Origin of the sequence: Mycolicibacter algericus DSM 45454 (assembly GCF_002086455.1) — a bacterium.
In the GTDB taxonomy this organism is placed as follows: domain Bacteria; phylum Actinomycetota; class Actinomycetes; order Mycobacteriales; family Mycobacteriaceae; genus Mycobacterium; species Mycobacterium algericum.
Genome location: NZ_MVHC01000041.1, coordinates 1 through 23204 on the forward strand (window position 1 = coordinate 1; position 23204 = coordinate 23204).

General features: G+C 68.7%; 22 protein-coding genes, 1 tRNA gene and 1 pseudogene. 11 read left to right on the top strand and 13 right to left on the bottom strand.

Translation table 11 applies throughout. From position 1 onward, the window contains the following. Positions 1–219 precede the first annotated feature (219 nt). Together BST10_RS20550 and BST10_RS20555 are read right to left on the bottom strand one after the other, a co-directional pair. Positions 220–1614, bottom strand: coding sequence for a cystathionine beta-synthase (locus BST10_RS20550; RefSeq protein ID WP_083040349.1), 1395 nt, complete (start codon positions 1612–1614; stop codon positions 220–222). 46 nt (positions 1615–1660) lie between these two features. Then, complete coding sequence (locus BST10_RS20555) at positions 1661–2707, bottom strand: alpha/beta hydrolase (RefSeq protein ID WP_083040351.1); 1047 nt, start codon at positions 2705–2707, stop codon at positions 1661–1663. 182 nt (positions 2708–2889) lie between these two features. Here BST10_RS20555 and BST10_RS20560 point away from each other — a divergent pair, with 182 nt between their 5' ends. Together BST10_RS20560 and BST10_RS20565 are read left to right on the top strand one after the other, a co-directional pair. Then, positions 2890–3756, top strand: a complete 867-nt coding sequence (locus BST10_RS20560) for an SGNH/GDSL hydrolase family protein (RefSeq protein WP_083040354.1) — start codon at positions 2890–2892, stop codon at positions 3754–3756. 35 nt (positions 3757–3791) lie between these two features. Beyond that, on the top strand, positions 3792–5009 hold the full coding sequence (locus BST10_RS20565; RefSeq protein ID WP_083040355.1) for an acetyl-CoA C-acetyltransferase: 1218 nt from the start codon (positions 3792–3794) through the stop codon (positions 5007–5009). Positions 5010–5151: 142 nt separating this feature from the next. Here the strand turns inward: BST10_RS20565 and BST10_RS20570 are convergent, their stop codons facing one another. Beyond that, positions 5152–6015 (bottom strand): Bax inhibitor-1/YccA family protein, encoded by an 864-nt coding sequence (locus BST10_RS20570; protein ID WP_083040357.1) that lies wholly within the window; start codon positions 6013–6015, stop codon positions 5152–5154. A 167-nt stretch (positions 6016–6182) separates the two neighbouring features. On the opposite strand from BST10_RS20570, the gene BST10_RS20575 reads away from it, so the two are divergent. Genes BST10_RS20575 through BST10_RS20585 form a run of 3 tightly spaced genes read left to right on the top strand, consistent with a single transcriptional unit; the run spans position 6183 to position 9707 of the window. After that, the gene (locus tag BST10_RS20575; RefSeq protein ID WP_083040359.1) at positions 6183–7220 is read left to right on the top strand and encodes an enoyl-CoA hydratase/isomerase family protein; all 1038 of its coding nucleotides are present in this window, start codon (positions 6183–6185) and stop codon (positions 7218–7220) included. A gap of 12 nt (positions 7221–7232) precedes the next feature. Continuing rightward, a complete protein-coding gene (locus tag BST10_RS20580) occupies positions 7233–8006 on the top strand; it encodes an enoyl-CoA hydratase (protein WP_083040360.1) in 774 nt (257 codons plus the stop codon). A 9-nt stretch (positions 8007–8015) separates the two neighbouring features. Then, the gene (locus tag BST10_RS20585) at positions 8016–9707 is read left to right on the top strand and encodes an alpha/beta hydrolase (RefSeq protein WP_083040362.1); all 1692 of its coding nucleotides are present in this window, start codon (positions 8016–8018) and stop codon (positions 9705–9707) included. A gap of 339 nt (positions 9708–10046) precedes the next feature. Here the strand turns inward: BST10_RS20585 and BST10_RS20595 are convergent, their stop codons facing one another. Further along, entirely contained in the window at positions 10047–10412 is a 366-nt protein-coding gene (locus tag BST10_RS20595) for a rhodanese-like domain-containing protein (RefSeq protein ID WP_041319602.1), read from the bottom strand. A gap of 32 nt (positions 10413–10444) precedes the next feature. Then, on the bottom strand, positions 10445–10975 hold the full coding sequence (locus tag BST10_RS20600; protein ID WP_083040366.1) for a cysteine dioxygenase: 531 nt from the start codon (positions 10973–10975) through the stop codon (positions 10445–10447). Positions 10976–11262: 287 nt separating this feature from the next. On the opposite strand from BST10_RS20600, the gene BST10_RS20605 reads away from it, so the two are divergent. Then, a complete protein-coding gene (locus tag BST10_RS20605; protein WP_205277457.1) occupies positions 11263–12210 on the top strand; it encodes a patatin-like phospholipase family protein in 948 nt (315 codons plus the stop codon). Positions 12211–12221: 11 nt separating this feature from the next. On the opposite strand, the gene BST10_RS20610 is transcribed toward BST10_RS20605, so the two are convergent. From BST10_RS20610 to BST10_RS20630, 5 genes are all read right to left on the bottom strand, one after another. After that, entirely contained in the window at positions 12222–13076 is an 855-nt protein-coding gene (locus BST10_RS20610; RefSeq protein ID WP_083040368.1) for a patatin-like phospholipase family protein, read from the bottom strand. A 39-nt stretch (positions 13077–13115) separates the two neighbouring features. Then, the gene (locus BST10_RS20615; protein ID WP_083040370.1) at positions 13116–14174 is read right to left on the bottom strand and encodes an NAD(P)H-dependent amine dehydrogenase family protein; all 1059 of its coding nucleotides are present in this window, start codon (positions 14172–14174) and stop codon (positions 13116–13118) included. Beyond that, entirely contained in the window at positions 14174–15814 is a 1641-nt protein-coding gene (locus BST10_RS20620) for a long-chain fatty acid--CoA ligase (RefSeq protein WP_083040372.1), read from the bottom strand. Before BST10_RS20620 ends, BST10_RS20615 begins: the two co-directional genes overlap by 1 nt. Before the next feature lie 42 nt (positions 15815–15856). Continuing rightward, positions 15857–16927, bottom strand: a complete 1071-nt coding sequence (locus BST10_RS20625) for a YncE family protein (protein ID WP_232062518.1) — start codon at positions 16925–16927, stop codon at positions 15857–15859. Positions 16928–17302: 375 nt separating this feature from the next. Then, complete coding sequence (locus BST10_RS20630) at positions 17303–17674, bottom strand: ArsR/SmtB family transcription factor (RefSeq protein WP_013827949.1); 372 nt, start codon at positions 17672–17674, stop codon at positions 17303–17305. A gap of 88 nt (positions 17675–17762) precedes the next feature. Here BST10_RS20630 and arsM point away from each other — a divergent pair, with 88 nt between their 5' ends. Next, the gene (gene arsM, locus BST10_RS20635; protein WP_083040376.1) at positions 17763–18542 is read left to right on the top strand and encodes an arsenite methyltransferase; all 780 of its coding nucleotides are present in this window, start codon (positions 17763–17765) and stop codon (positions 18540–18542) included. Between the two features lie 8 nt (positions 18543–18550). Here arsM and BST10_RS20640 read toward each other — a convergent pair. From BST10_RS20640 to BST10_RS20650, 3 genes are all read right to left on the bottom strand, one after another. Beyond that, positions 18551–18624 (bottom strand) — tRNA-Leu (locus tag BST10_RS20640). A gap of 255 nt (positions 18625–18879) precedes the next feature. Then, on the bottom strand, positions 18880–19350 hold the full coding sequence (locus BST10_RS20645; RefSeq protein ID WP_083040378.1) for a hypothetical protein: 471 nt from the start codon (positions 19348–19350) through the stop codon (positions 18880–18882). Between the two features lie 89 nt (positions 19351–19439). Further along, positions 19440–19745, bottom strand: a complete 306-nt coding sequence (locus tag BST10_RS20650) for a DUF732 domain-containing protein (protein WP_013827946.1) — start codon at positions 19743–19745, stop codon at positions 19440–19442. 496 nt (positions 19746–20241) lie between these two features. Here BST10_RS20650 and BST10_RS20655 point away from each other — a divergent pair, with 496 nt between their 5' ends. From BST10_RS20655 to BST10_RS20670, 4 genes and pseudogenes are all read left to right on the top strand, one after another. Further along, a complete protein-coding gene (locus BST10_RS20655) occupies positions 20242–20541 on the top strand; it encodes a PE family protein (protein WP_013827945.1) in 300 nt (99 codons plus the stop codon). A 9-nt stretch (positions 20542–20550) separates the two neighbouring features. Then, positions 20551–21795 (top strand): PPE family protein, encoded by a 1245-nt coding sequence (locus BST10_RS20660; protein ID WP_083040381.1) that lies wholly within the window; start codon positions 20551–20553, stop codon positions 21793–21795. Between the two features lie 6 nt (positions 21796–21801). Continuing rightward, positions 21802–23073: a PPE family protein gene (locus BST10_RS20665; RefSeq protein WP_165757221.1), complete on the top strand. Its 1272-nt coding sequence runs from the start codon at positions 21802–21804 to the stop codon at positions 23071–23073. A gap of 45 nt (positions 23074–23118) precedes the next feature. Beyond that, positions 23119–23204 (top strand): annotated as a pseudogene (locus BST10_RS20670) (WXG100 family type VII secretion target); the annotation flags it as partial.

Consider the following 23204-nt stretch of genomic DNA (forward strand, 5'->3'; position numbering starts at 1 on the left):
CCGGGGAACTATCCGCCGCCCCCGCCGGGCGGCGGGGGCGGGTAATTGCCGGGCGCCGGATGATCGCCCGGCCGCGGCGGCGGGTAATTGCCCGGGGGCGGGTAATCACCCGGCGGAGGAGGGTAGTTGCCCGGCGGCGGCGGGAAGTCGGTCATGAGCACCCTTCTCCGAGTAATTCGATGCGGATTTTCACGCTACCGCAATGCGCCCGCGGGATCGCTACCTGCGGCGCGGCCCGTCGGAGAGGAATCCCAACAGATCGTGGCGGGTGATGACGCCGACCGGCTTGCCGTCTTCGACCACCATCACCGCGTCGACGTCAGCCAGGGTGGTGGCGGCGACGCCGACCACCTCGCCGGAGCCGATCAGCGGCAACGGCGGCCCCATGTGCTGCGACACCGCGTCCGCGAGCTTGGCCCGGCCCTCGAACACCGCGGAGAGCAGGTCGCGTTCGGACACACTGCCGGCGACCTCACCGGCCATCACCGGTGGCTCGGCGCCGACGACGGGCATCTGGGAGACGCCGTACTCCCGCAGGATCCCGATGGCGTCGCGCAGTGTCTCCGCCGGGTGGGTGTGCACCAGGTCGGGCAAAACCCCGGACTTGGCCCGCAGTACGTCGGCCACGGTCGGCTCCACCGTGGAGCCGTCGAGACGCGAACGCAGGAATCCGTAGGACGACATCCAGGCGTCGTTGAAGATCTTCGACATGTAGCCGCGGCCGCCGTCGGGCAGCAGGACGACGACGAGCGCGTCGGGTCCGGCTTTGACGGCCGCCTCCACCGCGGCCACCACGGCCATTCCGCAGGATCCACCGACCAGCAGCGCTTCCTCACGGGCCAGCCGGCGGGTCATGTCGAAGGAGTCCGCGTCGGAGACCGCGATGATCTCGTCGGGAACCTTCGGGTCGTAGGCGGCCGGCCAGAAGTCCTCCCCGACTCCTTCCACCAGGTACGGCCGGCCGGTGCCGCCGGAGTACACCGAGCCCTCGGGGTCGGCGCCGATGACCCGCACCCGGCCCCCCGACACCTCCTTGAGGTAGCGGCCGGTGCCGGTGATGGTGCCGCCGGTGCCGATCCCCGCTACGAAGTGGGTGACCTGACCGTCGGTGTCGTTCCAGATCTCCGGACCGGTGGTCTCGTAGTGGCTCTCCGGGCCGGCCTGGTTGGAGTACTGGTCGGGTTTCCAGGCGCCGTCGATCTCCTCGACCAGCCGGTTGGACACGCTGTAGTAGCTGGCCGGGTCGTCGGGCGGTACCGCCGTCGGGCAGACCACCACCTCGGCGCCGTAGGCGCGCATCACGTTCTGCTTGTCCTCGCTGACCTTGTCCGGGCAGACGAACACGCACTTGTAACCGCGGCGCTGGGCGACCAGCGCCAGCCCGACACCGGTATTGCCGGAGGTGGGCTCGACGATGGTCCCACCGGGCCGCAGCGCCCCGCTGGCCTCGGCGGCGTCGATCATCTTCACCGCGATGCGATCCTTGGAGCTCGCGCCCGGGTTGAGGTACTCGATCTTGGCCACCACCCGGCCCGCCCCGTCGGGAACGATCGAATTCAGCTCGACCAGTGGGGTGTTGCCGATGAGGTCACTGATGTGGCGTGCTATCCGCATACCTGCCATCGTCTCAGGCGGTGCCACCCACCGGGGCACGGCCTGGCTAACCGGTGGCCTCCCGGATGTATTCGCCGATCTGGCGCAGCGAGCGGGTGGCCTCCGGCACGAACGGCGCGGCGATCTGGAAGACGTGGATCTGGCCCGGCCACACCCGTAGCTCCACCGGGACGCCGGCCGCGGCCAGCACCTTGGCGCCCAGCCGTGCGTCGTGCAGCAGCACCTCGGAACCGGAGACGTGGATCAGGGTGCGCGGCAGGCCCGGTTTCACGTGGCGCAGCGGTTCGAGGACTTCGCCGCCGTGAACGCGGTCTTTATGGGCGGCCGCTTCGACCAGTTCGACGAACGCATCGAACGCCTTGGGCGGGAACATCGCCCCGGTGTGGATGTTCGGGTGCGCCTTCTTGGCTTCCTTGGCGATCTCCAGCAGCGGCGACATCGCGACGATCGCCGCGGGGTCCTCGCCCTCCTCCAGCAGACGTTGGGCCAACGCCAGCGACAGGTAGCCGCCGGCGGAGTCGCCGGCGAGCACGATCTGCTCCGGTTGGTAGCCCTGACGGCGCAGCCACCGGTAGCCGTCGTAACAGTCGTCGATGGCGTCGCCGATGGAGTTCCTCGGGACCATCCGGTACTCCACCACCAGGATCGGACTGTCGGCGTACTTGGACAGCTTGGTGACGAGCCGGCCGTGGGTATTGGCCCCGCAGGTCACAAAGGCACCGCCGTGCATGTAGAGCACCACCCGGCGGGTGCCGTCGGCGGGCAGCACACCGGCGGCCCGCACCAGTTGAGCTTTGCACCGCGGCAACCGGATGGTGGCGCGGATGGTGCCCGGCGGCGGCAGCATCGCCTTGGCGGCGAAGTCGACCAAGCCGAACGGCCACGGCATCCGCGGGAAGTAGCTGCCGACCGACAGGACCGGTCTGATGGTGGCCCTGGCGGCCAGCCACGCCAGCCTGCCTTCGACGCTGGGTGAGTCCTCGACGACCTCGACGGGCAGCCCGTCGTGGCGACCGTGTCGGCGGGGCCGCGAAACGGGATATAGCCGGGCGGCAGGCTGCGACGAGCTGGGAATTCTGCTGGGTGCGGTCATGGCGGACACTCCCTCCAGCCGGCCCCGGCCGGCACAGCCAACGCGGTTCCACGTATCGTCACACGAAGAAGTATGTGAAGAAATCTTAGGGTTCGTTCCGATACGGCATCGGGTCCGCATCGTGATCTATTTTGTTTGCTGCGCGGGGGCGCTGCGCGGTTTCGCTCCTTAGACTTGCTCCCATGGGGATCCGGGTGGCACGGCGGTCGGCGGTCACGCTGGCCACCGCCGGCGCGCTCGCCTCCAGCGGCACCCTCTACCTGGGGCTGCGCAATCTGTTGGCCGGCCAGGCCGACGTCGCGCGCCAGACCATTCCGAGAGCCTGCGACGTTCCGCCGCGCGCCGACGGCATCTACATTGCCGGCGAGCTTCCCGGCGACGTCGCCGTGCAGCGCTTTCAGCGTGGCATGAGCGTCGATCTGCACCTGATGATCTTCGGCGACTCGACCGGGACCGGCTACGGTTGCTGCTCACCCGAGGAGGTCCCCGGCGCGCTGATCGCCCGGGCACTGGCCGAGCAGACCGGCAAACGGGTGCGGTTGAGCACCAAGGCGCTTGTGGGCGCCACCTCCAAGGGGCTCGCCGGCCAGGTCGACGCGATGTTCGTCGCCGGGCCGCCGCCCGACGCGGCGGTGATCATGATCGGGGCGAACGACGTCACCGCGCTCAACAGCATCGCCGGCTCCGCGCAGCGACTGCACGCGGCGGTGAAGCGACTGCACCGCAGCGGCGCGGTGGTGGTCGTCGGTACCTGCCCGGATTTCGGGGCGGTCAGTGCGATCCCCCAGCCGCTGCGGTTGGTCGCGCAGGTCCGCGCCCGGCAGTTGGCGCGGGCCCAGACCCGGGCGGTCAAGGCCGCCGGCGGTATTCCCGTGCCGTTCGCCGACTTCAGCGCGCCGGCGTTCCGCGACACCCCGGGGCTGCTGTTCGCCCAGGACCAGTACCACCCCTCGGCCGCAGGTTATGCGCTGGCGGCGAGCCAGTTGATCCCGCCGCTGTGCGCCGCGATGGGTCAGGCCGATTTAGCTGGGGCAGTCCCGTCGGACTAGATTCGGCTGGAATACCCGATCGCAAGGAGTCAGAAGTGCCCGAAGCCGTCATCGTCTCAACTGCTCGCTCACCGATCGGCCGGGCCGGTAAGGGTTCGCTGGTCACCATGCGGCCCGACGACCTGGCCGCGCAAATGGTGCGCGCCGCCCTGGACAAGGTGCCCGAGCTCAACCCCCACCAGATCGACGACCTGATGATGGGCTGCGGCCAGCCCGGCGGCGCCGCCGGCTACAACATCGCCCGCGTGGTGTCGGTGCTGCTCGGCTACGACTTCCTGCCGGGCACCACGGTCAACCGCTACTGCTCGTCGTCACTGCAGACCACCCGGATGGCGTTCCACGCGATCAAGGCCGGCGAGGGCGACGCGTTCATCTCCGCCGGGGTGGAGACCGTCTCGCAGTTCGGCATCGGTGCCGCTGATGGCGCCCCGGACAGCAAGAACCCGCTGTTCAACGACGCCATGGCCCGCACCGAGGCGGCTGCTGCCGGTGCCGAGGAGTGGCATGACCCGCGCGCCGACGGCAACCTGCCCGACATCTACATCGCGATGGGCCAGACCGCCGAGAACGTGGTGCTGCACACCGGGATCAGCCGCGAGGACCAGGACCACTGGGGGGTGCGCAGCCAGAACCGCGCCGAGGAAGCCATCAAGAGCGGCTTCTTCGCCCGGGAGATCTCCCCGGTGACGCTGCCGGACGGCACCGTGGTGAGTACCGACGACGGCCCGCGCGCTGGCACCACCTACGAGAAGATCAGCCAGCTCAAGCCGGTGTTCCGTCCCAACGGCACGGTGACCGCCGGTAACGCCTGCCCACTCAATGACGGCGCGGCCGCGGTGGTCATCACCAGCGACACCAAGGCCAAGCAGCTCGGCCTCAAGCCGCTGGCCCGGATCGTGGCCACCGGGGTGTCGGGCCTGTCGCCGGAGATCATGGGCCTGGGCCCGATCGAGGCGGTCAAGAAGGCTTTGACGAACGCGAAGATGTCGGTCTCGGACATCGACCTGTTCGAGATCAACGAGGCCTTCGCGGTGCAGGTGCTCGGCTCGGCGAGGGAGCTGGGTATCGACGAGGACAAGCTCAACGTGTCCGGCGGGGCGATCGCCCTGGGCCACCCGTTCGGCATGACCGGCGCCCGCATCACCGCCACCTTGCTGAACAACCTGGCCACCCACGACAAGACCTTCGGCGTGGAGACGATGTGTGTCGGCGGCGGCCAGGGTATGGCGATGGTCGTGGAGCGGCTGAGCTGACCGTTAACCTGCTGCGTCGAGTGTGCGTTTTAGGTCGCAAAATCGCGTTTTAGCGACCCAAAACGCACACTCGATCGCCCGTCATAGACAAAAAGCGACCCCGTGCCGGCTGGGCACGGGGTCGCCTTTTTGCTGCTGGCCGCTACTCGCTCTGGAAGTAGCTGAGCAGCCGCAGGATCTCCAGGTACAGCCAGACGAGTGTCACCGTCAGACCGAGAGCGATACCCCAGGCGGCCTTCTCCGGCGCCCCGGCCCGGATCAACTGGTCCGCCGCGTCGAAGTCGATCAGGAAGCTGAACGCGGCGATCCCGATGCAGACCAGCGAGAAGATGATCGACAGCGTCCCGCCGCTGCGCAGACCCAGTCCGTCACCGCCGCCGACACCGAACAGCGACAGCACCAGGTTGCCGATCATCAGGGCCAGCACACCGAACAGAGCGCCGACGATCATCCGGGTGAACTTCGGGGTGACGCGGATGGCGCCGGTCTTGTAGACCACGAGCATGCCGCCGAACACCCCGAAGGTGCCCATCACCGCCTGGCCGATCATCGAACCGGCGTTGCTGGTTCCGACCGTGACCGCGGTCAGCACGAACGAGATGGCGCCGAGGAACAGCCCCTCCAGCACCGCGTAGCTGAGCACCAGGGCCTTGCTGTCCTGCCGGCGGGTGAACATGGCCACCATGACCAGCGCCAGGCCACCGAACGCGCCGATGAAGGTCAGCGGGGCGGCCAGCGTCTGATTGGCCGACACCAGGAAGAACGACACGATGGCGGCGATGCTGAGTACCCCCAGCGTCATGCCGGTCTTGGTGACGACGTCGTCGATGGTGAGCGGGCGGCTGACCTCCCGCTGGTAGTCGGTCTGCGGGCTCTGCAGACCGGGGTAACCCTGGCTCATCTGCTGGGTTGCGCCGGCGGTGGCTTGCCCTACACCGGTGCCGAACTGCGCGTAGCCGCCCTGTTTGGGCAACGAACGAAATACCGGGTTGCTGGTCTCCCGCACCTTCCCGATCCTCTCCTAATGCTGTCTTGTGCTCCGACACGAAATGTGCGAACAACTTGATCAACGATCCACGACCCGCCGGGGTTCCCAACAGACTGCGGGCCGTTCCTCCGCCAAACCTTACCCGCGGACCGCCGAGCGCGGGAAGGGATCTACATTGCGAAGGCGTGACGAGTGAATCTGACGAGGTACTGGCCCGCGTCGAGAACGGGATCGGTCTGCTGACGCTGAACCGCCCGCAGGCGATCAACTCCCTCAACCTACCGATGGTGACCGCGATGACCGCGGCGCTTTCTACCTGGGCCGACGACCCGGCGGTGGCCGCGGTGGTGCTGTCCGGTGCCGGCGAGCGCGGACTGTGCGCCGGCGGCGACGTGGTCGCGATCTATCACAGCGCCAAGGCCGACGGCGCCGAGGCGCGGCGCTTCTGGCACGACGAATATCTCCTCAATGCTCAGATCGGCGGATACGGCAAGCCGTACGTGTCGCTGATGGACGGCATCGTGATGGGCGGTGGTGTGGGAGTCGGCGCGCACGCCAACACCCGCGTGGTCACCGACACGACGAAGATGGCGATGCCGGAGGTGGGTATCGGGTTCATTCCCGATGTCGGCGGCACCTACCTGCTCTCCCGCGCGCCGGGCCACCTCGGCCTGCACGCGGCACTGACCGGCGCGCCGTTCTCCGGCGCGGACGCCATCGCGCTGGGTTTCGCCGACCACTATGTGCCGCACGCCGCACTGGGCGACTTCACGGCGACCATCCTTGCCGAGGGCGTCACCGAGGCACTGCAACGCCATGCCGTCGAGCCACCCGCGAGTGCGCTTGCCGCACACCGTGACTGGATCGACGAGTGCTACGCCCACGACACCGTCGCGCAGATCGTGGCCGCGCTGGCCGGTCATGTCAGCGCCGAGGCCAATGCCGCCGCCGAACTCATCGGCACCCGCTCACCGATCGCCTGCTCGGTGACACTGGAATCGGTGCGCCGGGCGGGTGAGCTGGCCACGCTGGAAGACGTTCTGATCCAAGAGTTCCGGGTGTCGAGCGCATCGCTGCACTCCCATGACCTGGTGGAGGGGATCCGCGCCCAGTTGGTCGACAAAGACCGCAACCCGCAGTGGTCGCCTGCGACACTGGCCGAGGTGAGCTCCGCAGCCGTCGAATCGTATTTCGCCCCCGCCGAACCCGATCTAGTGTTTTAAGGAGTCCTTCAAATGAGTTACGAAACGATCCTCGTCGACCGCGACGGACGCGTCGGCACCATCACCTTGAACCGGCCGCAGGCGCTCAACGCACTCAACAGCCAGGTGATGAACGAAGCCACCGCCGCCGCAGTCGAATTCGACGCCGATCCCGGGATCGGGGCGATCATCATCACCGGCAGCGCCAAGGCGTTCGCCGCCGGCGCCGACATCAAGGAGATGGCCGACCTGAGCTTCGCCGAGGTGTTCGCGGCGGACTTCTTCGCCGCCTGGTCCAAGCTGGCCGCGGTGCGCACCCCCACCATCGCAGCGGTTGCCGGCCATGCCCTCGGCGGCGGCTGCGAGCTGGCGATGATGTGCGATGTGCTGATCGCCGCCGACACCGCCAAGTTCGGCCAGCCGGAGATCAAACTCGGTGTGCTGCCGGGCATGGGCGGATCCCAGCGCCTGACCCGCGCCATCGGCAAGGCCAAGGCCATGGATCTGATCCTGACCGGCCGCACCATCGATGCCGCCGAAGCCGAACGCAGCGGCCTGGTCTCCCGCGTGGTGCCGGCCGACGACCTGTTGACCGAAGCCGCAAAGGTCGCGGCCACCATCGCCGGAATGAGCCTGTCGGCGGCCCGGATGGCCAAGGAAGCGGTCAACCGCGCGTTCGAATCCACCCTGGCCGAGGGGCTGCTCTACGAGCGCCGGCTGTTCCACTCCGCGTTCGCCACCGAGGACCAGACCGAGGGCATGGCGGCGTTCACCGAGAAGCGCCCGCCGAACTTCACCCACCGCTAGGGGACCCGCATGTCCGACACGGCCGTCACCGTCGCCGAGCCCGTGTCGCCGGAACCGCCTACCAAGCCCTGGTGGGTCCGGCGCTACACCTTCACCGGGACCGCGTTTGGCGTGGTGTTCATCTGGCTGTCGCTGACACCGTCGCTGCTGCCTCGCGGTCCGCTGTTCCAGGGCCTGGTCAGCGGCGCCTCGGGCGCCGTCGGTTACGGCCTGGGTGTGTTCACGGTGTGGCTGGTCCGCTACATGCGTTCGGCGGATTCCAGCCGGTCGGCCCCGCGTTGGGCCTGGGCAACGCTGGTGCCGGTGGCCTTCGCCGGCATCGTCGGCATGAGCTTCTGGTTCCACGTCTGGCAGGACCGGGTGCGGGATCTGATGGGCGTCCCGCATCTGGGCTGGCTCGCCTATCCGTGGGCCGCACTGCTGTCGGTGATCGTGCTCTTCACGCTGGTCGAGATCGGTCAGTTGATGCGACGCCTGACCCGGTTTCTGACGGGCCAGCTCAATCGGGTGGCGCCGCCCCGGATTTCCGCGGTCGTCACGGTGTCGCTGCTGGTGGCTCTGGTCATCGCCCTGCTCAACGGCGTGGTGGTGAAGGTTGCGATGCGCACGCTGAACCACACCTTCGCCGCGGTCAACAACGAGATGGGCCCGGACACCGCCGCACCGGAGAGCCGGTACCGCTCGGGCGGTCCGGGATCACTCGCCTCATGGGAGTCGCTGGGCCGGGAGGGCCGGGTTTTCGTCGACGGCGGCCCCACCGTCGACGACCTCGCAGCGTTCAACGGAAAACCGGCGAAAGAGCCGATCCGCGTCTACGCGGGGCTGAACTCCGCGGACGGGATCGCCGCGACCGCCGAGCTGGCCGCGCGGGAATTGCAGCGGGCCGGCGGCCTGGACCGCGCGGTCGTCGCCGTGGGGACCAGCACCGGCACCGGCTGGGTCACCTCGCCGGATCCCACGTCGCTGGAGTACATGTACAACGGCAACACCGCGGTCGTGAGCATGCAGTACTCATTTCTGCCCAGCTGGCTGTCCTTCCTGGTGGACAAGGAGAACGCTCGCCAGGCCGGCACCATGCTCTTCGAAGCCGTCGACAGGCTGGTGCGGGAATTGCCGGAGGCGCGGCGCCCCAAACTGGTGGTGTTCGGCGAAAGTCTGGGGTCATTCGGCGGCGAAGCGCCGTTCATGAACCTCAACAATGTGCTGGCCCGCACCGACGGAGCACTGTTCTCCGGGCCGACGTTCCAGAACACCATTTGGACCGATCTGACCGCCAACCGCGATCCTGGCTCGCCACAGTGGCTGCCGATTTTCCGGGACGGCCGCCACGTGCGGTTCGTGGCACGTCCCGACGATCTGCAACGCCCGGACGCCCCCTGGGAGAAGCCGCGGGTGACCTATCTGCAGCACGCCTCCGATCCGATCGCGTGGTGGAATCCCCGCCTGCTGTTCAAGAAACCGGCCTGGCTCAGCGAACCTCGCGGCTACGACGTGCTGCCGGAAGTGCGTTGGCTGCCGGTGGTCACCTTCCTGCAGGTCTCCGCCGACTTGGCGGTTGCGATCAACGTGCCGTCCGGGCACGGCCACCACTACACCCAGGATGTCGCCAACGGCTGGGCGGCGGTGCTGCCGCCGCCGGACTGGACGCCGGAGAAAACCGAACAACTGCGACACCGGCTACATTCCGACGAGAGTAGTTAAGGAGCACTGTGATCGCCGCAATAGCACTCCGGCTGGCGCTGGCCGCACTGATCGTCATGCCCGCGGCCGCTGTGATGGCCCCGGCGCCCCCCGCGGTCGCTTCGGCACCGGACCCGGTCGACGACCCAGACAACTTGGATCCGCCGCTGGACCCCGGTGTCCCAGCCGGGGCGGCCGAACCCGCGGCACCGGCCGACTCGGAACCGCGAGCACCGCACCTTCCGTCGCTACCGGACGTCCCGTCGGCACCGCACGTGCCGACGGAGCCGCACGTTCCACACGTCCCGCACGCCCCTGGGCACCATCACTCACACCACCACTGAGGCGTTCCGGCGCGGGCTAGTCGCTCGGCGAAACCAGCACCCCGGCGGCGGCCAGCGCGTGGTAGCCGCCGATGACATCGGTGGCGCGATGCAGGCCCAGATCCACCAGCGCGGCGGCGGCCAGGCTCGAGGTGTAACCCTCCGAGCACAGGATCACCCACTGCACGTCGTCGTCGACCGCCTGCGGCAGTCGGGCGTCGCTGGTGGGGTCGCAGCGCCACTCCAGCACATTGCGTTCGATGACCAGTGCGGCGGGCACCTGCCCTTCCCGCGCGCGCTGAGCTGCCGGCCGGATGTCGACCAGGATCGCGCCGTCGCGCAGCGCGGCGGGCACCTCCTCGGCGGTCATCCGGTGCAGTCGCGCTCGCGCTGCGGCGAGCATCCCGTCGATCCGACTGGTCAGCTGGGTCGCGGTCACGATGCCTCCGGATGTTCGGTGAGTTCGGTGCGCTGCCGGCGCAACGTGTTGTCGGGCGCGACGTCGTAGTAGGACATCTCCACCAGCGGTGGTGAGTAGGCGTGCACGCTCAGCGTCGGCCCGGCAACTGACGGCGCCCAGACCACGTCGTGGACCCAGCCTCGCGAGAACGAGGCCTGATCGCCGGCGTCGAGCCGCCGCCGCGCCAACTGAGTGCCGTCCCAATGGAATTCGTCCAGTGAGCCGGACAGCACGGTCAACGCGCCCAGCGAATCGCCGTGGTCGTGCAACTCGGTGGCGTGCCCGGGCACCCAGCTGATCAGCCAGATGTCGAGTCGCTCGTCGCCGTGGATCCGGGTGAACCAGCGGCTGTCGGTCGGCAGGCCGGATGCGGGCAGCAGGTGCTCGTAGCGGCCGTCCAGCACCGCGTCGGCGGCCAGGTCGGTGGTCTGCAGCAGGTCGGGCAGGCGCAGCGAGCGGGGCCGGGGGGCCGAACGCCGCAACGGGACAGGGTCAGCGATAACCATGGTGAAAACTCCAAAACGGATGGGGTGGATTGGGGGTCGGCGGCAGCACTCAGCTGCGGCGACAACAGCCCTGGAATCCGACGTGCTCCATCACGGGACTGACACTACCTGGTCAGGCAGCGTCAACTCCGCGCCGCCGGCAGCTGCCCCCGCTAACGGTCACGGCTCTGACCAGCGTTGATGCCCCTGATCAGCGAGTGGCACCGGTTTTAATCAGCCATGCGAGAAACCCCGCGGTGGCCCGTTCGTTCACAATGGAGACCGTGACATCTTCTGCTTCCAGGCGGGTGGCACTGACGCTCGGCAGCGGCGGCGCCCGCGGCTACGCCCACATCGGGGTCATCGACGAACTGACGGCACGCGGCTACGAGATTGTGGGCATATCCGGCTCGTCGATGGGCGCGCTGGTCGGCGGTCTGCAGGCGGCCGGGCGGCTACATGAGTTCGCCGACTGGGCCCAGTCGCTGACGCAGGGTGCGGTGCTGCGGTTGCTGGATCCGACCTTCACCGCGGCCGGAGTGCTGCGTGCCGGGAAGATCCTCGATGTGGTCCACGAAATCGTGGGCGACGTCAACATCGAGGAGCTGCCCATCCCCTATACCGCGGTGACGACGGATCTCATCTCGGGACGATCGGTGTGGCTGCAGCGGGGGCCGCTGCACGAGGCGATCCGGGCGTCCATCGCCATCCCCGGGGTGATCTCCCCGCACGTCGTCGAAGGGCGGCTGCTGGCCGACGGGGGGATCCTCGATCCGGTGCCGATGGGGCCGATCGCCGCCGTCAACGCCGATCTGACCGTCGCGGTCAACCTGAGCGGAGCCGACGCCGCCGACGTTCTCGCCCCCGAGGACTGCGAGGACACCGACGAGGAGGCGAGCCAGGGTTCGACGCCGGCGTGGCTGACGCGCATGCTGCAGAGCACCTCTGCGCTGATGGACCGCAGCGCGGCTCGGGCGTTGTTCGGCCGGTTCGGCAACGACGACACCGAACCCGACGGCGAAACCGAGCCCCAACCGGAGGTTCCCAAGCTCGGCAGCTTCGAGGTGATGAACCGCACCATCGACATCGCCCAGGCGGCGCTGACCCGACACCACCTGGCCACGCATCCACCGGATCTTTTGATCGAGGTGCCCCGCACGGCCTGTCGGAGCCTGGACTTCCATTGCGCCACAGAGATAATCGATATCGGGCGCAAGCTGGCGGGTCAGGCCCTGGAGTCCGATCGACCGGTCTGAACTCGACCCCTTCAACTAAGGAACTCGGCGATGGCGGCGGCGTGTTGGCGGCCCTGCTCGCGTCCCGCCCGCGCCGACGGCACCCGGCACGCCGGGTCCAACGGGTTGGAGCCGAAGGCCCGCAGCGCCGTACCGTCGGCGAACACCGCGTAGGCCCGCCCGTCGAAGGCCGCGACCTCGGCGGCCGCACCGGCGCTGAACGGCGATGGCGCCGATTCCCCGGCAGGCACCAGCACGACGGCCACGTCGCAGTCGCCGGCGACGTCGAGATTGACCGCGCTGCGCATCCCGCCGTCCATGTAGCGCCGCCGGCCGATCACCACCGGTGGCCAGACTCCCGGCACCGCGCAACTGGCCGCCACCGCGTCGACGAGCTCCACGCCGGACTCCCGGTCGAACACCGTCAGCTCGCCGGTGTCGATGTCGATCGCGGTGATCCGCAGGCAGCGCTGCGGCCAGCGATGGGACGGCAGCCGGCGCTCGATGACCCGCCGGCGCACCGCGGCGGGGACCGTCTCGGTGGCCAGCGCGACCGCGCCGATACGCTGCATCTTCTGGGCGGCCGTGGTGTTCGGCTCGGTCATGGCCGCCAGGAACAGCTCGGCGATCCCCTCGACGCCCACCCCGGGATCGAGTTCGGGCGAGGTCTCGGCCACCTGGCGGGCGAACAGCTCATCGAGACCGGCTCCGCTGCCGATCTGGCCGCTGACCGCCGAACCGGCCGAGGTTCCGACCAGCACATCGGATTTCAGCAGCGCTGCCGCGGTGGCCGGCGACTCGTCAGCGATGCCGCACAGCACGCCGGTCTCCCAGGCAATGCCCGCCACTCCCCCGCCGGCGAGCACTAGGGCCCGTTTACCTGTCATCACCGCGGGGTCAGCGCTCCAACAGGGTGGCCGGCTCGTTCAACGAGCCAGGCCGGGTGCGGCCCGGCCGGTGATGAGCGGCAGATCGAAGAACCCGACGACGCCGGCCGGGGCCGCGCAGGTCGCCGGGACGGCGTTGACGCAGTGCGCGGCGGTCGCCACGACGCCGGGGTTGCTCTTCAGCCCCTCCTCGACGGTCTCGGGCTGCCAGCCCTTGACGGTGACGAACGTGTTCGGGTTGCCCTGCACCTCCATCTCGTAGCGCTCCTTCGCCGGGCCGAAATTCCAGGGCGGATCGAGGTTCTCCTCGCCCATCAGCCAGTTGACCGTCACCCGTACCACCACCTCGTCACCGACCGTTGCCTCCCAGTGGAACCGGCGGGCGGCGACCTGACCGGGTTCGATGACACCGATCGGAGAGTCGATCTGCGCGGTGGCCACCGCCACCTCCTGCGTTGAGCGGATCCGGTCGTCGGCGGCGAATCCCAGCCGGTCCACGCACAGTCGCACCGACTGCACGAAGCCACTGTCGAGTATTTTCTGCATCGGACCCGTCAGCGCACTGTCGGGTGTGCCTCCGAATCCCATCACGTGGCGCAGCACGTCCGGGGCGCCGTAGGTCCGCAAATCGGAAAACTCTTCGCACCGAACAAAAGTCACCCCGGTGGACATCACCGACAGCAGCAGCGGGAACAGCTCGCTGGCAGCACCGGGAGCGATACCGACACCGTGCAGCGAAGCATTGCCGGCCTGCGCAGCCGCTTCCAACGGCGCAGCCGACCGCGCGCTGGGATAGACCCAACCCACCGGGGTGACGACGTTCTTGCCCGAACGCAGTAGTGCGGTGACCTCGTCGGTATTGGCCACCAGCGGCGCGTAGATGACGGCGTCGGCATCCAACGCCAGCACCTCGTCGATGTCGCTGGTCGTGGTCACGCCCAGCGGCGCGGTCCCGATGATCTCCCCGACGTCCTTGCCGCTCTTGGACTTCGAGTGCACCCAACAGCCGACCAGTTCGAGATCGGGGTGTTCGAGCACGCCTTTGATCGCGGCGACGCCGACCCCACCGGTTGCCCACTGGATCACGCGCAGAGTCATCAGTCACGCACCTCGCTTACCTGATATTCATTGTTGGAGTAGCGGGCCCGGATGGTCTTTTTGTCATACTTGCCGACACTGGTGCGCGGAATGGTGTCGGTGAATGTCCATCGCTCCGGCAGCCACCACCGGGCAACCTTGTCGGACAGGAATTTTCGCAGTTCGGCGGGGCTGACAGCGGCACCCGAGCGGGCCACCACCACGGCCAGCGGCCGTTCCTGCCAGCGTTCGTCGGGGACCCCGACCACCGCGGCTTCGATCACGTCGGGGTGGGCGATCAGCTCGTTCTCCAGCTCGACCGAGGAGATCCACTCTCCGCCGGACTTGATCACGTCCTTGGCGCGGTCGGTCAAGGTGATGAAACCCTGCGCGTCGATGCGGCCCACGTCGCCGGTGCGCAGCCAGCCGGAGGCGAATTTCGACTCGTCCTGGCCGCGGTAGTAGGAGCCGGTGATCCACGGGCCGCGGACCTCCAGTTCGCCGACCGCAACGCCGTCGTTGGGCAGCGGTCGCCCGTCGTCGTCGACAGTCCGCGCCTCGACCCCGCATATCGGCCGGCCCTGGGTGCCGCGCAGTGCCCAGTGCCGGTCTTCGTCGGTGCCCGGCGGCGGCCACGCCAACGTGGCCAGCGGTGACGTTTCGGTCATCCCCCACAGCTGACGGACCTGCACCGCGTGCTGGTCCTCGAAGGCGCGCATCAGCGAGACCGGCACCGCGGAGCCACCGCAGACCACTTGGCGCAGCGACGAGATATCGTGGCCCGGTTCACGATCCAGGTAGTGCAGGACGTCGTTCCAGATCGTCGGCACCGCGCCGGCCACGGTGGGCCGCAGCTTCTCGATGAGGGCGACCAGCGACGGGGCGTCCAGATGCCGGTCGGGCAGCGCCAGATCCGCCCCGGCCATCAGCGCCGCATACGGCAGGCCCCAGGCGTTGGCGTGAAACATCGGCACGATCGGTAGTACCGAGTCATCCGTCCCGATCCCGACACCGTTGGCGGTGCAGGCCGCCATGGTGTGCAGGTAGCTGGACCGGTGGCTGTACACCACGCCCTTGGGATTGCCGGTGGTGCCGCTGGTGTAGCACATGGCGGCCGCCGAGTTCTCGTCGATGACCGGCCAGTCGAACTCGTCGGATTCGGCCGCCAGCACGTCGGCGTAGCGCAGCACGGTCTTGCCGGCGGATCCCAGTGCCTTCAAAGCGCTCGTGTCGCCGTCGCCGACGACGATCACGGTGCGCACGGTGTCGAGCTGTGCCAGCACCGGCGCCAACTGCGGCACCAATGAGATGTCGACCAGGATCACCCGGTCCTCGGCCTCGTTGGCGACGAATACGATCTGCTCGGCGAACAACCGGATGTTGAGGGTGTGCAGCACCGCGCCCATGGCCGGCACCGCCAGGTAGGCGGCCAGGTGTTCGGTGTTGTTCCACATGAATGTGGCGACCCGCTCGTCACCGTTGATGCCGAGTCGCCGCAGGGCATTCGCCAGGCGGGCGACCTGGCCGCCCAACTCGCAGTAGGTGGTGGTGTGGAACCCGTCGCCGGTCATGGTGGTGACGGTGCGGTCGCCGTGGATGCCGGTGGCGTGCCGCAGGATGGCGCCGATGGTCAACGGCCAGTCCTGCATAGTGCTGCGCATCGACCTATTCGACCATGCGCGGCACCGGCCGTGGGGCTGGGGCTACAGCGCGGGTTCGAGTTGCAGCATCCGGCTGACGGCGTCGTCGAGCGCGAGCTGCTCGTGCAGCGACGCCGACGGCGCCGGCAGGTCGGCCAGCGAGGCGACGGCCACCGCACCGTCGAAGCCGGCGATGTACAGGCGGCTGCCGTCCGGGCTCTCCGCCACGCAGGACGGCGCCGTGGTCAGGGTCAGCGCGCCGAGGGCCTCGTCGGTGCGGGCGCACATCACCAGGATGCCGGCCGCGGTGACGAGGTAGACGCGGTCGCCGTCGCGGCTCACGATCAGCTGGATGAGCTGGGTGTCGACGACGAACCCGGCGCCGACGGCGTGGGTACGGGAGTCGACGACGTTCACGGCCCCGCGGCCGTCGGGACCGCTGGTTGCGACGAACAGCCGGGCGCCATCGGCGCTGACCGCGACATCGACGACGGTCGAGGCGACCTTGATGACGTCGACGACGTTGAGTTGCCGGTCCAGGACCGTGACGGTGTCCCCGGTAGGCTGCCGGACCGCCACGTAGAGCCGCCGGCCGTCGGGGCTGATCCGCAGGCAGGCGGCCGCGGCCGCCGCATCGCCGGCCACCCGGACGGCCCCGGCGGGACGCATGGTCGCATCGAGCGCCAGCACCTCGACTCCGGCGGACCCGGTGCGGGTGGCATAGACCCGGCTGCCCATCGGGTCGGCGACGAGGTCTCCGATGCCCATGGCGACCGGGTAGCACCCCGTGACCTCGGCGGTGTCGACATCGATCGCCAGGACGGCATCGAGCGCCATGGAGCCGGCGGTGACGTAGGCCCGCGCGGTGCCGGCGGGGCCGACAGCGATCGAGAACGGCTCGTCGGCCTGGAACACGGTCGCCACGACGGTGCAGCTGGCGGTGTCGATGATCGAGACGGTGTCGTCGCCGTAGTTGGTGGCCAACAGCCGGGTGCCGTCGGCGGTGACGGCGACGCCGCCGATCGGGCCGCGACCGACCCGCACGCGGTCGACGATGCGAGCTCCAGGGCCGGTCAATCCGTAAGCCACCACGTCGTCCACATCGCTCCCATCGATCACACTTCGTATCGTCATTGCACACTCCCCGCGTAGCTGCCGCAGTGGCGCGGTCAGTACGACCGGGGTGCCAGGACGGGGCGTTCGGTCCACCCTAGCGGTGAATTCCAGGTAAAAGGAAAATGTCGTAACTATTGTGATCGAGGTCGCAGGTTAATCCCACAGACCCCAGTTCCCGGCGGCCGCCACGGCGCGGTGCGGGCACCACCAGCAAGCTCGGTCACCCGCTTTGACCAGTGCCGTTGCCGACCGCGGCCAACTTGTGATCTGCATCCCAATTAGTTTTGATTAAGAAACTAAGAAATCTCGCCGAATGAATTCGGTCGTTTTGACCACTGGCCCTTGCAAAACCTCGGGCGGCGGGGTATGTGCGGCAGAACGGCGACGGGATGGCTAGGTGGACGCACCCGGGGCGAAAACGCCGGCCAACGCCGTCAGCGCGGCGGGCACGATCCGGTAGTAAGCCCACTTGCCCCGCTGCGATCGTTCCAGCAGTCCGGCATCCACCAGCGTCTTCAGGTGATGCGAGACCGTCGGCTGGGTCAGGCCCACCGGCGCGGTCAGGTCGCAGACGCACGCCTCGGCGCCGTCGTGGCCGGCGATCAACGACACCAGCCGCAACCGGGTGGGCTCCGCAAGCGCCTTGAGCACAGCGGCCAGTCGCTCCGCCGCAGCCACATCCAGCACGGCGCCGGTGATCGGCGCACAACACAGCGCGAGATCGTCGACCAGCGGCGGTGGGGCCGAGCCGGATTCGCCTGCCATGACGCCAGTATGCCATGAACGCATTGACAAACATCTATTCGTTGTGGATGCTTTTCGCATAGACAACTGTCGATGAGAGGAGTGCGCTATGCCCGAGGATGACGGCCCGGAGTTGCGGGAGCAGGTCCGAGCCCGCTACGGCGAGGCTGCCACGGCGATCGGCGGCGGCGCCACCAACAGCGATGTGCTCACCGCCGCAAGTTGTTGCGGGTCCAGTGATTCCGTCGATGTCGGCACCATCTTCGGGGCCGGCCTCTACGACGCCGGTGCACATTCCCAACTGCCCATCGAAGCCGTCACCGCAAGCCTGGGTTGCGGCGACCCGACGGCGGTCGCCGATCTCCGTGCGGGCGAACGCGTGCTGGATCTGGGTTCGGGCGGCGGCATCGACGTCCTGCTCTCGGCGCGCCGGGTGGGGCCGGAGGGCTTCGCCTACGGCGTCGACATGACCGACGAGATGCTCGCTTTGGCCGAGGCGAACAAGGCCAAGTCCGGCCTGGCCAACGTCGAATTCCGCAAGGGCACCATCGAGGACATTCCGCTGCCCGACGCCGCCGTCGACGTGGTGATCTCCAACTGCGTGATCAACCTGTCCGTCGACAAGCCCCGGGTGCTCGCCGAGATGTTCCGGGTGCTGGTGCCGGGCGGGCGCATCGGGATCTCCGACGTGGTGGCCGAGAATCACCTCAGCCCGACCGAACGGGCGGAACGGGGTTCGCATGTCGGCTGCATCGCCGGGGCGCTGTCGCAGCAGGAGTACCTAGACGGGCTGGCCGCCGCGGGATTCACCGGCGCCTCGGTGAGCTTCACTCACGAAGTGGCCGACGGGATGCACGCCGCGATCATCCGGGCGGACAAGCCGGCCTGATCGACGTGTGCCCCCACTGGGACTCGAACCCAGACTGGGCGGATTTTAAGTCCGCTGCCTCTGCCAATTGGGCTATGGGGGCGTTGCAGCTCAAAGCGTACTGGCGGCGCCGTCAACGGCATGGCAGGCGGCCCGACTCCCAGGTACGCGTCGGCGCGACGGCCGCTGACCTCACTCCGTGGCCTTCGGATGCCCGGTTCCGGCGTGCCGCGGTGTTGGCCGCGGCATGCCGGCTCAGCGCCTCCCAACCTATGGCCGCTTCGCTGGTGGCAAACCGTAGCTCCCACTCCGCAGCGCCGGCAGGCGGCGCGACCCGATCTCCGCGCTTTGGCGCCACCTAACGGTCGGTCCCGGGCAGCGGGACGGAGCCGAAGTCGCCGTCGCTGGGCGCCGCCAGGACCGACACGAGCTCCGGGTCCGCCAACACCTCGGCGGTGTGCCGCCAGGCATCGATCAGCTGGGCCACCGGGGCCGGGTTGTCAATGGATTCAGCAGCCTTCATCGTCGACGTCAGCTCGATGACAAACTCACGGGCCTCGTCGCGCGACAGGAACGAAACCCACGGAAACACCTGGGGAATGACATCGTCCACAACATCCCGAACCGGATCCTGCTGCATCAACGCGACCAGCAACCGCGAGGTCACCGAGGACGTTTCGCGCGCCTGTGCCGCCCGCGAGGCGGTAGTCAGCACCAGATCTTCGGCGTCTCGACGGCGGACCACCAGATACCGGTTCGCCGACTTGTGCAGCCAGGCCTCAACGGTGGCCTTACCACGCAACTGCAGATCGGAGAACGGCACGTCCATGACATCTAAAGTACTTTTAAAGTCGACGGACAATGCCGATGTCGCGCCGGCAGAACAGCCACGTACAACAGGACTTAAGCGGACGGGTCTCAGGCGTGCTCGGGGCAGTAGTTCACCGCGGCGATCCGGGCGAACTCGGCGGCGCGCTGCAAGGTGAAGCCCGGATTGGTGGTCTGCACCGCGACAACGGTGTCCATCGGGCTCAGGCCGGCGTCCATCAGCTGGCACACCGAGTGACCGGCGGAGATCGCCACCTGGTCGGAGCCCCGGTGGCTCAGGCCTGCTCCCGACAGCGCGGTCAGAAAGGCCGCGTCGCTGCCGACCGGGTCGGCGTGGCCGGGCGCGGCAAGGCCCATCATGGCGGTAACCCCTGCTAGCAGCAGAAACCGTTTCATGGCTCGTTAGTCTCCTGAGCGTTGGTTAAAAGCGTGTTACGGACCGTTTACTCCCCCGGATCGGGATGTTAAATCCGCGTTACCGGGGCCTCACGCCGACGACGGCACCGCCGTTGGGCACTTCGACGATGTCACTGATATCGCCGGTAACCCGTTGTGCAGCCGCTGATTTGGCGATCCAAGGCTGCTCCCAGAACGCCCGCCGCCGACACATTGCGGGCTCGTCGTGGCCGGGGTCATCTCACGGTGGCGCCGAAACCCGGTGGAGGTCACCGAATGCCGTTCTTGCATTGCTTTTGGTTCGGTGCTGCCCGCCTGCGACGGCGAGCGCCCGTCGTGATGACCGCCGCCGTTCCGCCGCCGGCAGGCTGTGCACCCTCGTAAAAAGTTCGCGCAACGGGTTAAGAAGCGGTTAACCAGCTTTCACAATCGGCCGGTGATACGGGACCGTGGTCGCAAGAACCGACAAGCATCCGTTCCGTGAGGAGAAGTCCAGATGTCTTTCGTGACTACGCAGCCGGAGGCCCTGGCAGCTGCCGCCGGCAACCTGCAGGCGATCGGTTCGGCGCTCAACGCCCAGAACGCCGCCGCGTCCGCACCGACCACCGGTGTCGTCCCCGCGGCCGCCGACGAGGTGTCGGCGCTGACCGCCGCGCAGTTCGCTACGCACGCCACCCTTTACCAGTCGGTCGCCGCGCAGGCCGCCGCCATCCACGAGATGTTCGTGGCGACGTTGAACGGCAGTGCCGAGTCGTACGCGGCCACCGAAGCCGCCAACGCGATCGCGGCGGGCTAGGCCGCGCCGATGCTCGATTACGGAGCGCTGCCCCCCGAGGTCAACTCCGGGCGCATGTACACCGGCCCGGGGTCAGCACCGATGATGTCGGCCGCCTCGGCCTGGCGCGCCCTGGCCGCCGAGCTGGCCGCCGCCGCCCACTCCTACGACACGGTGATCACGCAACTGTCCAGCGAGGACTGGCTCGGTGCGGGTTCGGCCTCGATGTCCGCGGCGGCCACGCCCTACATCGCCTGGATGGACACCACCGCCGCGCTGGCCGAGCAGGCCGCCAGCCAGGCCACGGCAGCGGCGACGGCCTTCGAGACGGCCCGGGCGGCCACGGTGCCCCCGGCGGTGGTGACGACCAACCGGGTGCAGCAGTCCGCGCTGGTCGCGACCAACATCCTGGGCATCAACACGCCGGCGATCGCGGCCCTCGATGCGCTCTACGCCGAGATGTGGGCCCAGGACGCCGCTGCGATGTACGGCTACGCCGGCGGGTCGGCCGCCGCGTCGCAGGTCACGCCGTTCAGCGCGCCCGCCCAGGCCACCAACGCGGCCGGCCACGGCAGCCAGGCCGCCGCGGTCGCCCATGCCGCCGGAACCGCAGCGGGACACAATGCTCAAGTGTCACAGCTGATTTCGTCGTTGCCGAACACACTGCAGAGCATGGCGTCGCCGCCCACCGGGGCCGCGGCGTCGACCGATTGGATCGAGTCCGCCATCGAGTTCCTGTACAACGATCCGTTGAACGGTGTCGGATACTTCCTGGGCACCCCGCTGTACAGCTTGTTCAACACCATGGGCACCGGTGCGGCCTTCATCCCGTCCAGCCTGCTGCCCAGCCTCATCGGTTACATGACCGGCGGCGGATTGAGCACCGCAGGCGGCAGTGCACTCGGAAGCGGCCTGGGCCTGGGAGCGGCGCTGAGTCCCGGCGGAGCACTCGGTGCCCTCGGGGCGCTCGGCGGCGGGGTCAGCAGCGCCTTCGGGGTGAGCTCGGTGACCCCGAGCGTCGCCGCCAGCATGGGGCAGGCGTCCCTGGTCGGGTCCTCGTTCTCGGCGCCGGCGAGCTGGGCGGCGGCCACTCCGGCCGGTGCCGCATCCCTTGCCTCGCAGCCCGCCGGCTGGGCGGTGCCCGCGGAGACCCACAACAACATGGCCTCCATGCCCCCGCCGGTTCCGACCGGGGCCGGGCGGCCCGGAATGAACTACGGCACTCCGCGTTACGGTTTCCGGCCCAAATTCATGCCGAAGCCGATGGTGGTCTGACCCATGATCGACTACGCAACGCTGCCACCGGAGGTCAACTCCGGGCGGCTCTACGCCGGCCCCGGCTCGACGCCGATGATGGCCGTCGCCTCCGCCTGGCGCGGGCTTGCCGCGGAGATCTCCTCGGCGTTGACCTCCTATGAGACGACGCTGACTCAGCTCGTCGACGAAGCGTGGATGGGACCGGCATCGGTGTCGATGACCGCCGCCACCAAGCCCTTTCTGGCGTGGATGACCGACACCTTGGCGAAGGCGGAGGACACCGCCTCGCGGGCCACCGCCGCAGCGGCCGCGTTCGAGGCGGCCCATGCGGCCACTCCTCCCCCGGCCGTGATCGCGGCCAATCGCGCCCAACAAAAGCAACTGGTGGCAACCAACGTCGTCGGCCAGAACTCGGCCGCGATCATGGCCAGCGACTCCCAATATCTCGAGATGTGGGCACAGGCCGCCAACGTCATGTACAGCTACGCGGCATCCTCGGCGACGGCGACCAAGGTGACGCCGTTCAGCGAGCCCAACCAGACCACGAACCCCGACGGAACGGCCAACCAGGCCGCGGCGGTCGGCCAGGCCAACGCGACCGCCGCCGGCAACACCGCGCAGAACACACAGACGGCGCAGCTGATCTCGTCGCTGCCCAATGCGCTACAGACGCTAACCTCGCCGGCGCCGACCGACCTGCCACCACCCACGCTTGCCGGGCTCGTCGAGGCCTTCTTCAGGAATGCGTCCATCAACGGTGTCGTCTCGCTGCTGACCTACCCCCTCAACGGCGGGATGAGCTTCGTGGGGACATCGGCGGCGTTCACACCGGCGAGTTTGATCCCGACCATGACCACCTTCTTCTCCGGCAGCGGTTTCAACGCCCTGGGTGGTGGTTCGGCCGGCGCCGGCATCGGTGCCCTGCTGGCACCCGGCGGGCCACTGAGCAGCCTGGGCGCACTGGGCGGTGGCACCGCGGGCGCGGCGTCGGCGGCAGCCGGTGCGTTCACCGCGAGTGCCACCACGCCGGCGATATCGGCGGGCGTGGGCCAGGCGACACTGGTCGGCGAGTTGTCCGCGCCGCCGGCGTGGGCCGCGGCCGCCCCGGCGGGCACCGCCGCCACCGGCGACGCGTTGCAGGCCAGCAGTTGGTCGGCCGCCCCGGAGGAGATCGAATCGATGGCGGCCATGCCCGGCGGGATGCCGCTGGGCGCCGACCGGGGCGGCTTCGGTCTCGGTACCCCCCGCTACGGTTTCAAGCCGACGGTGATGGCCCGGCCGGTCGTCGCCGGATGACGCAAATTCACGCTACGACAATCAAGTTCAGATAAGGAGAGACAAGTGGCAACACGTTTTATGACCGACCCGGATGCGATGCGGGCGATGGCGGGGCGTTTCGACGTTCACGCGCAGACGGTGGAGGATGA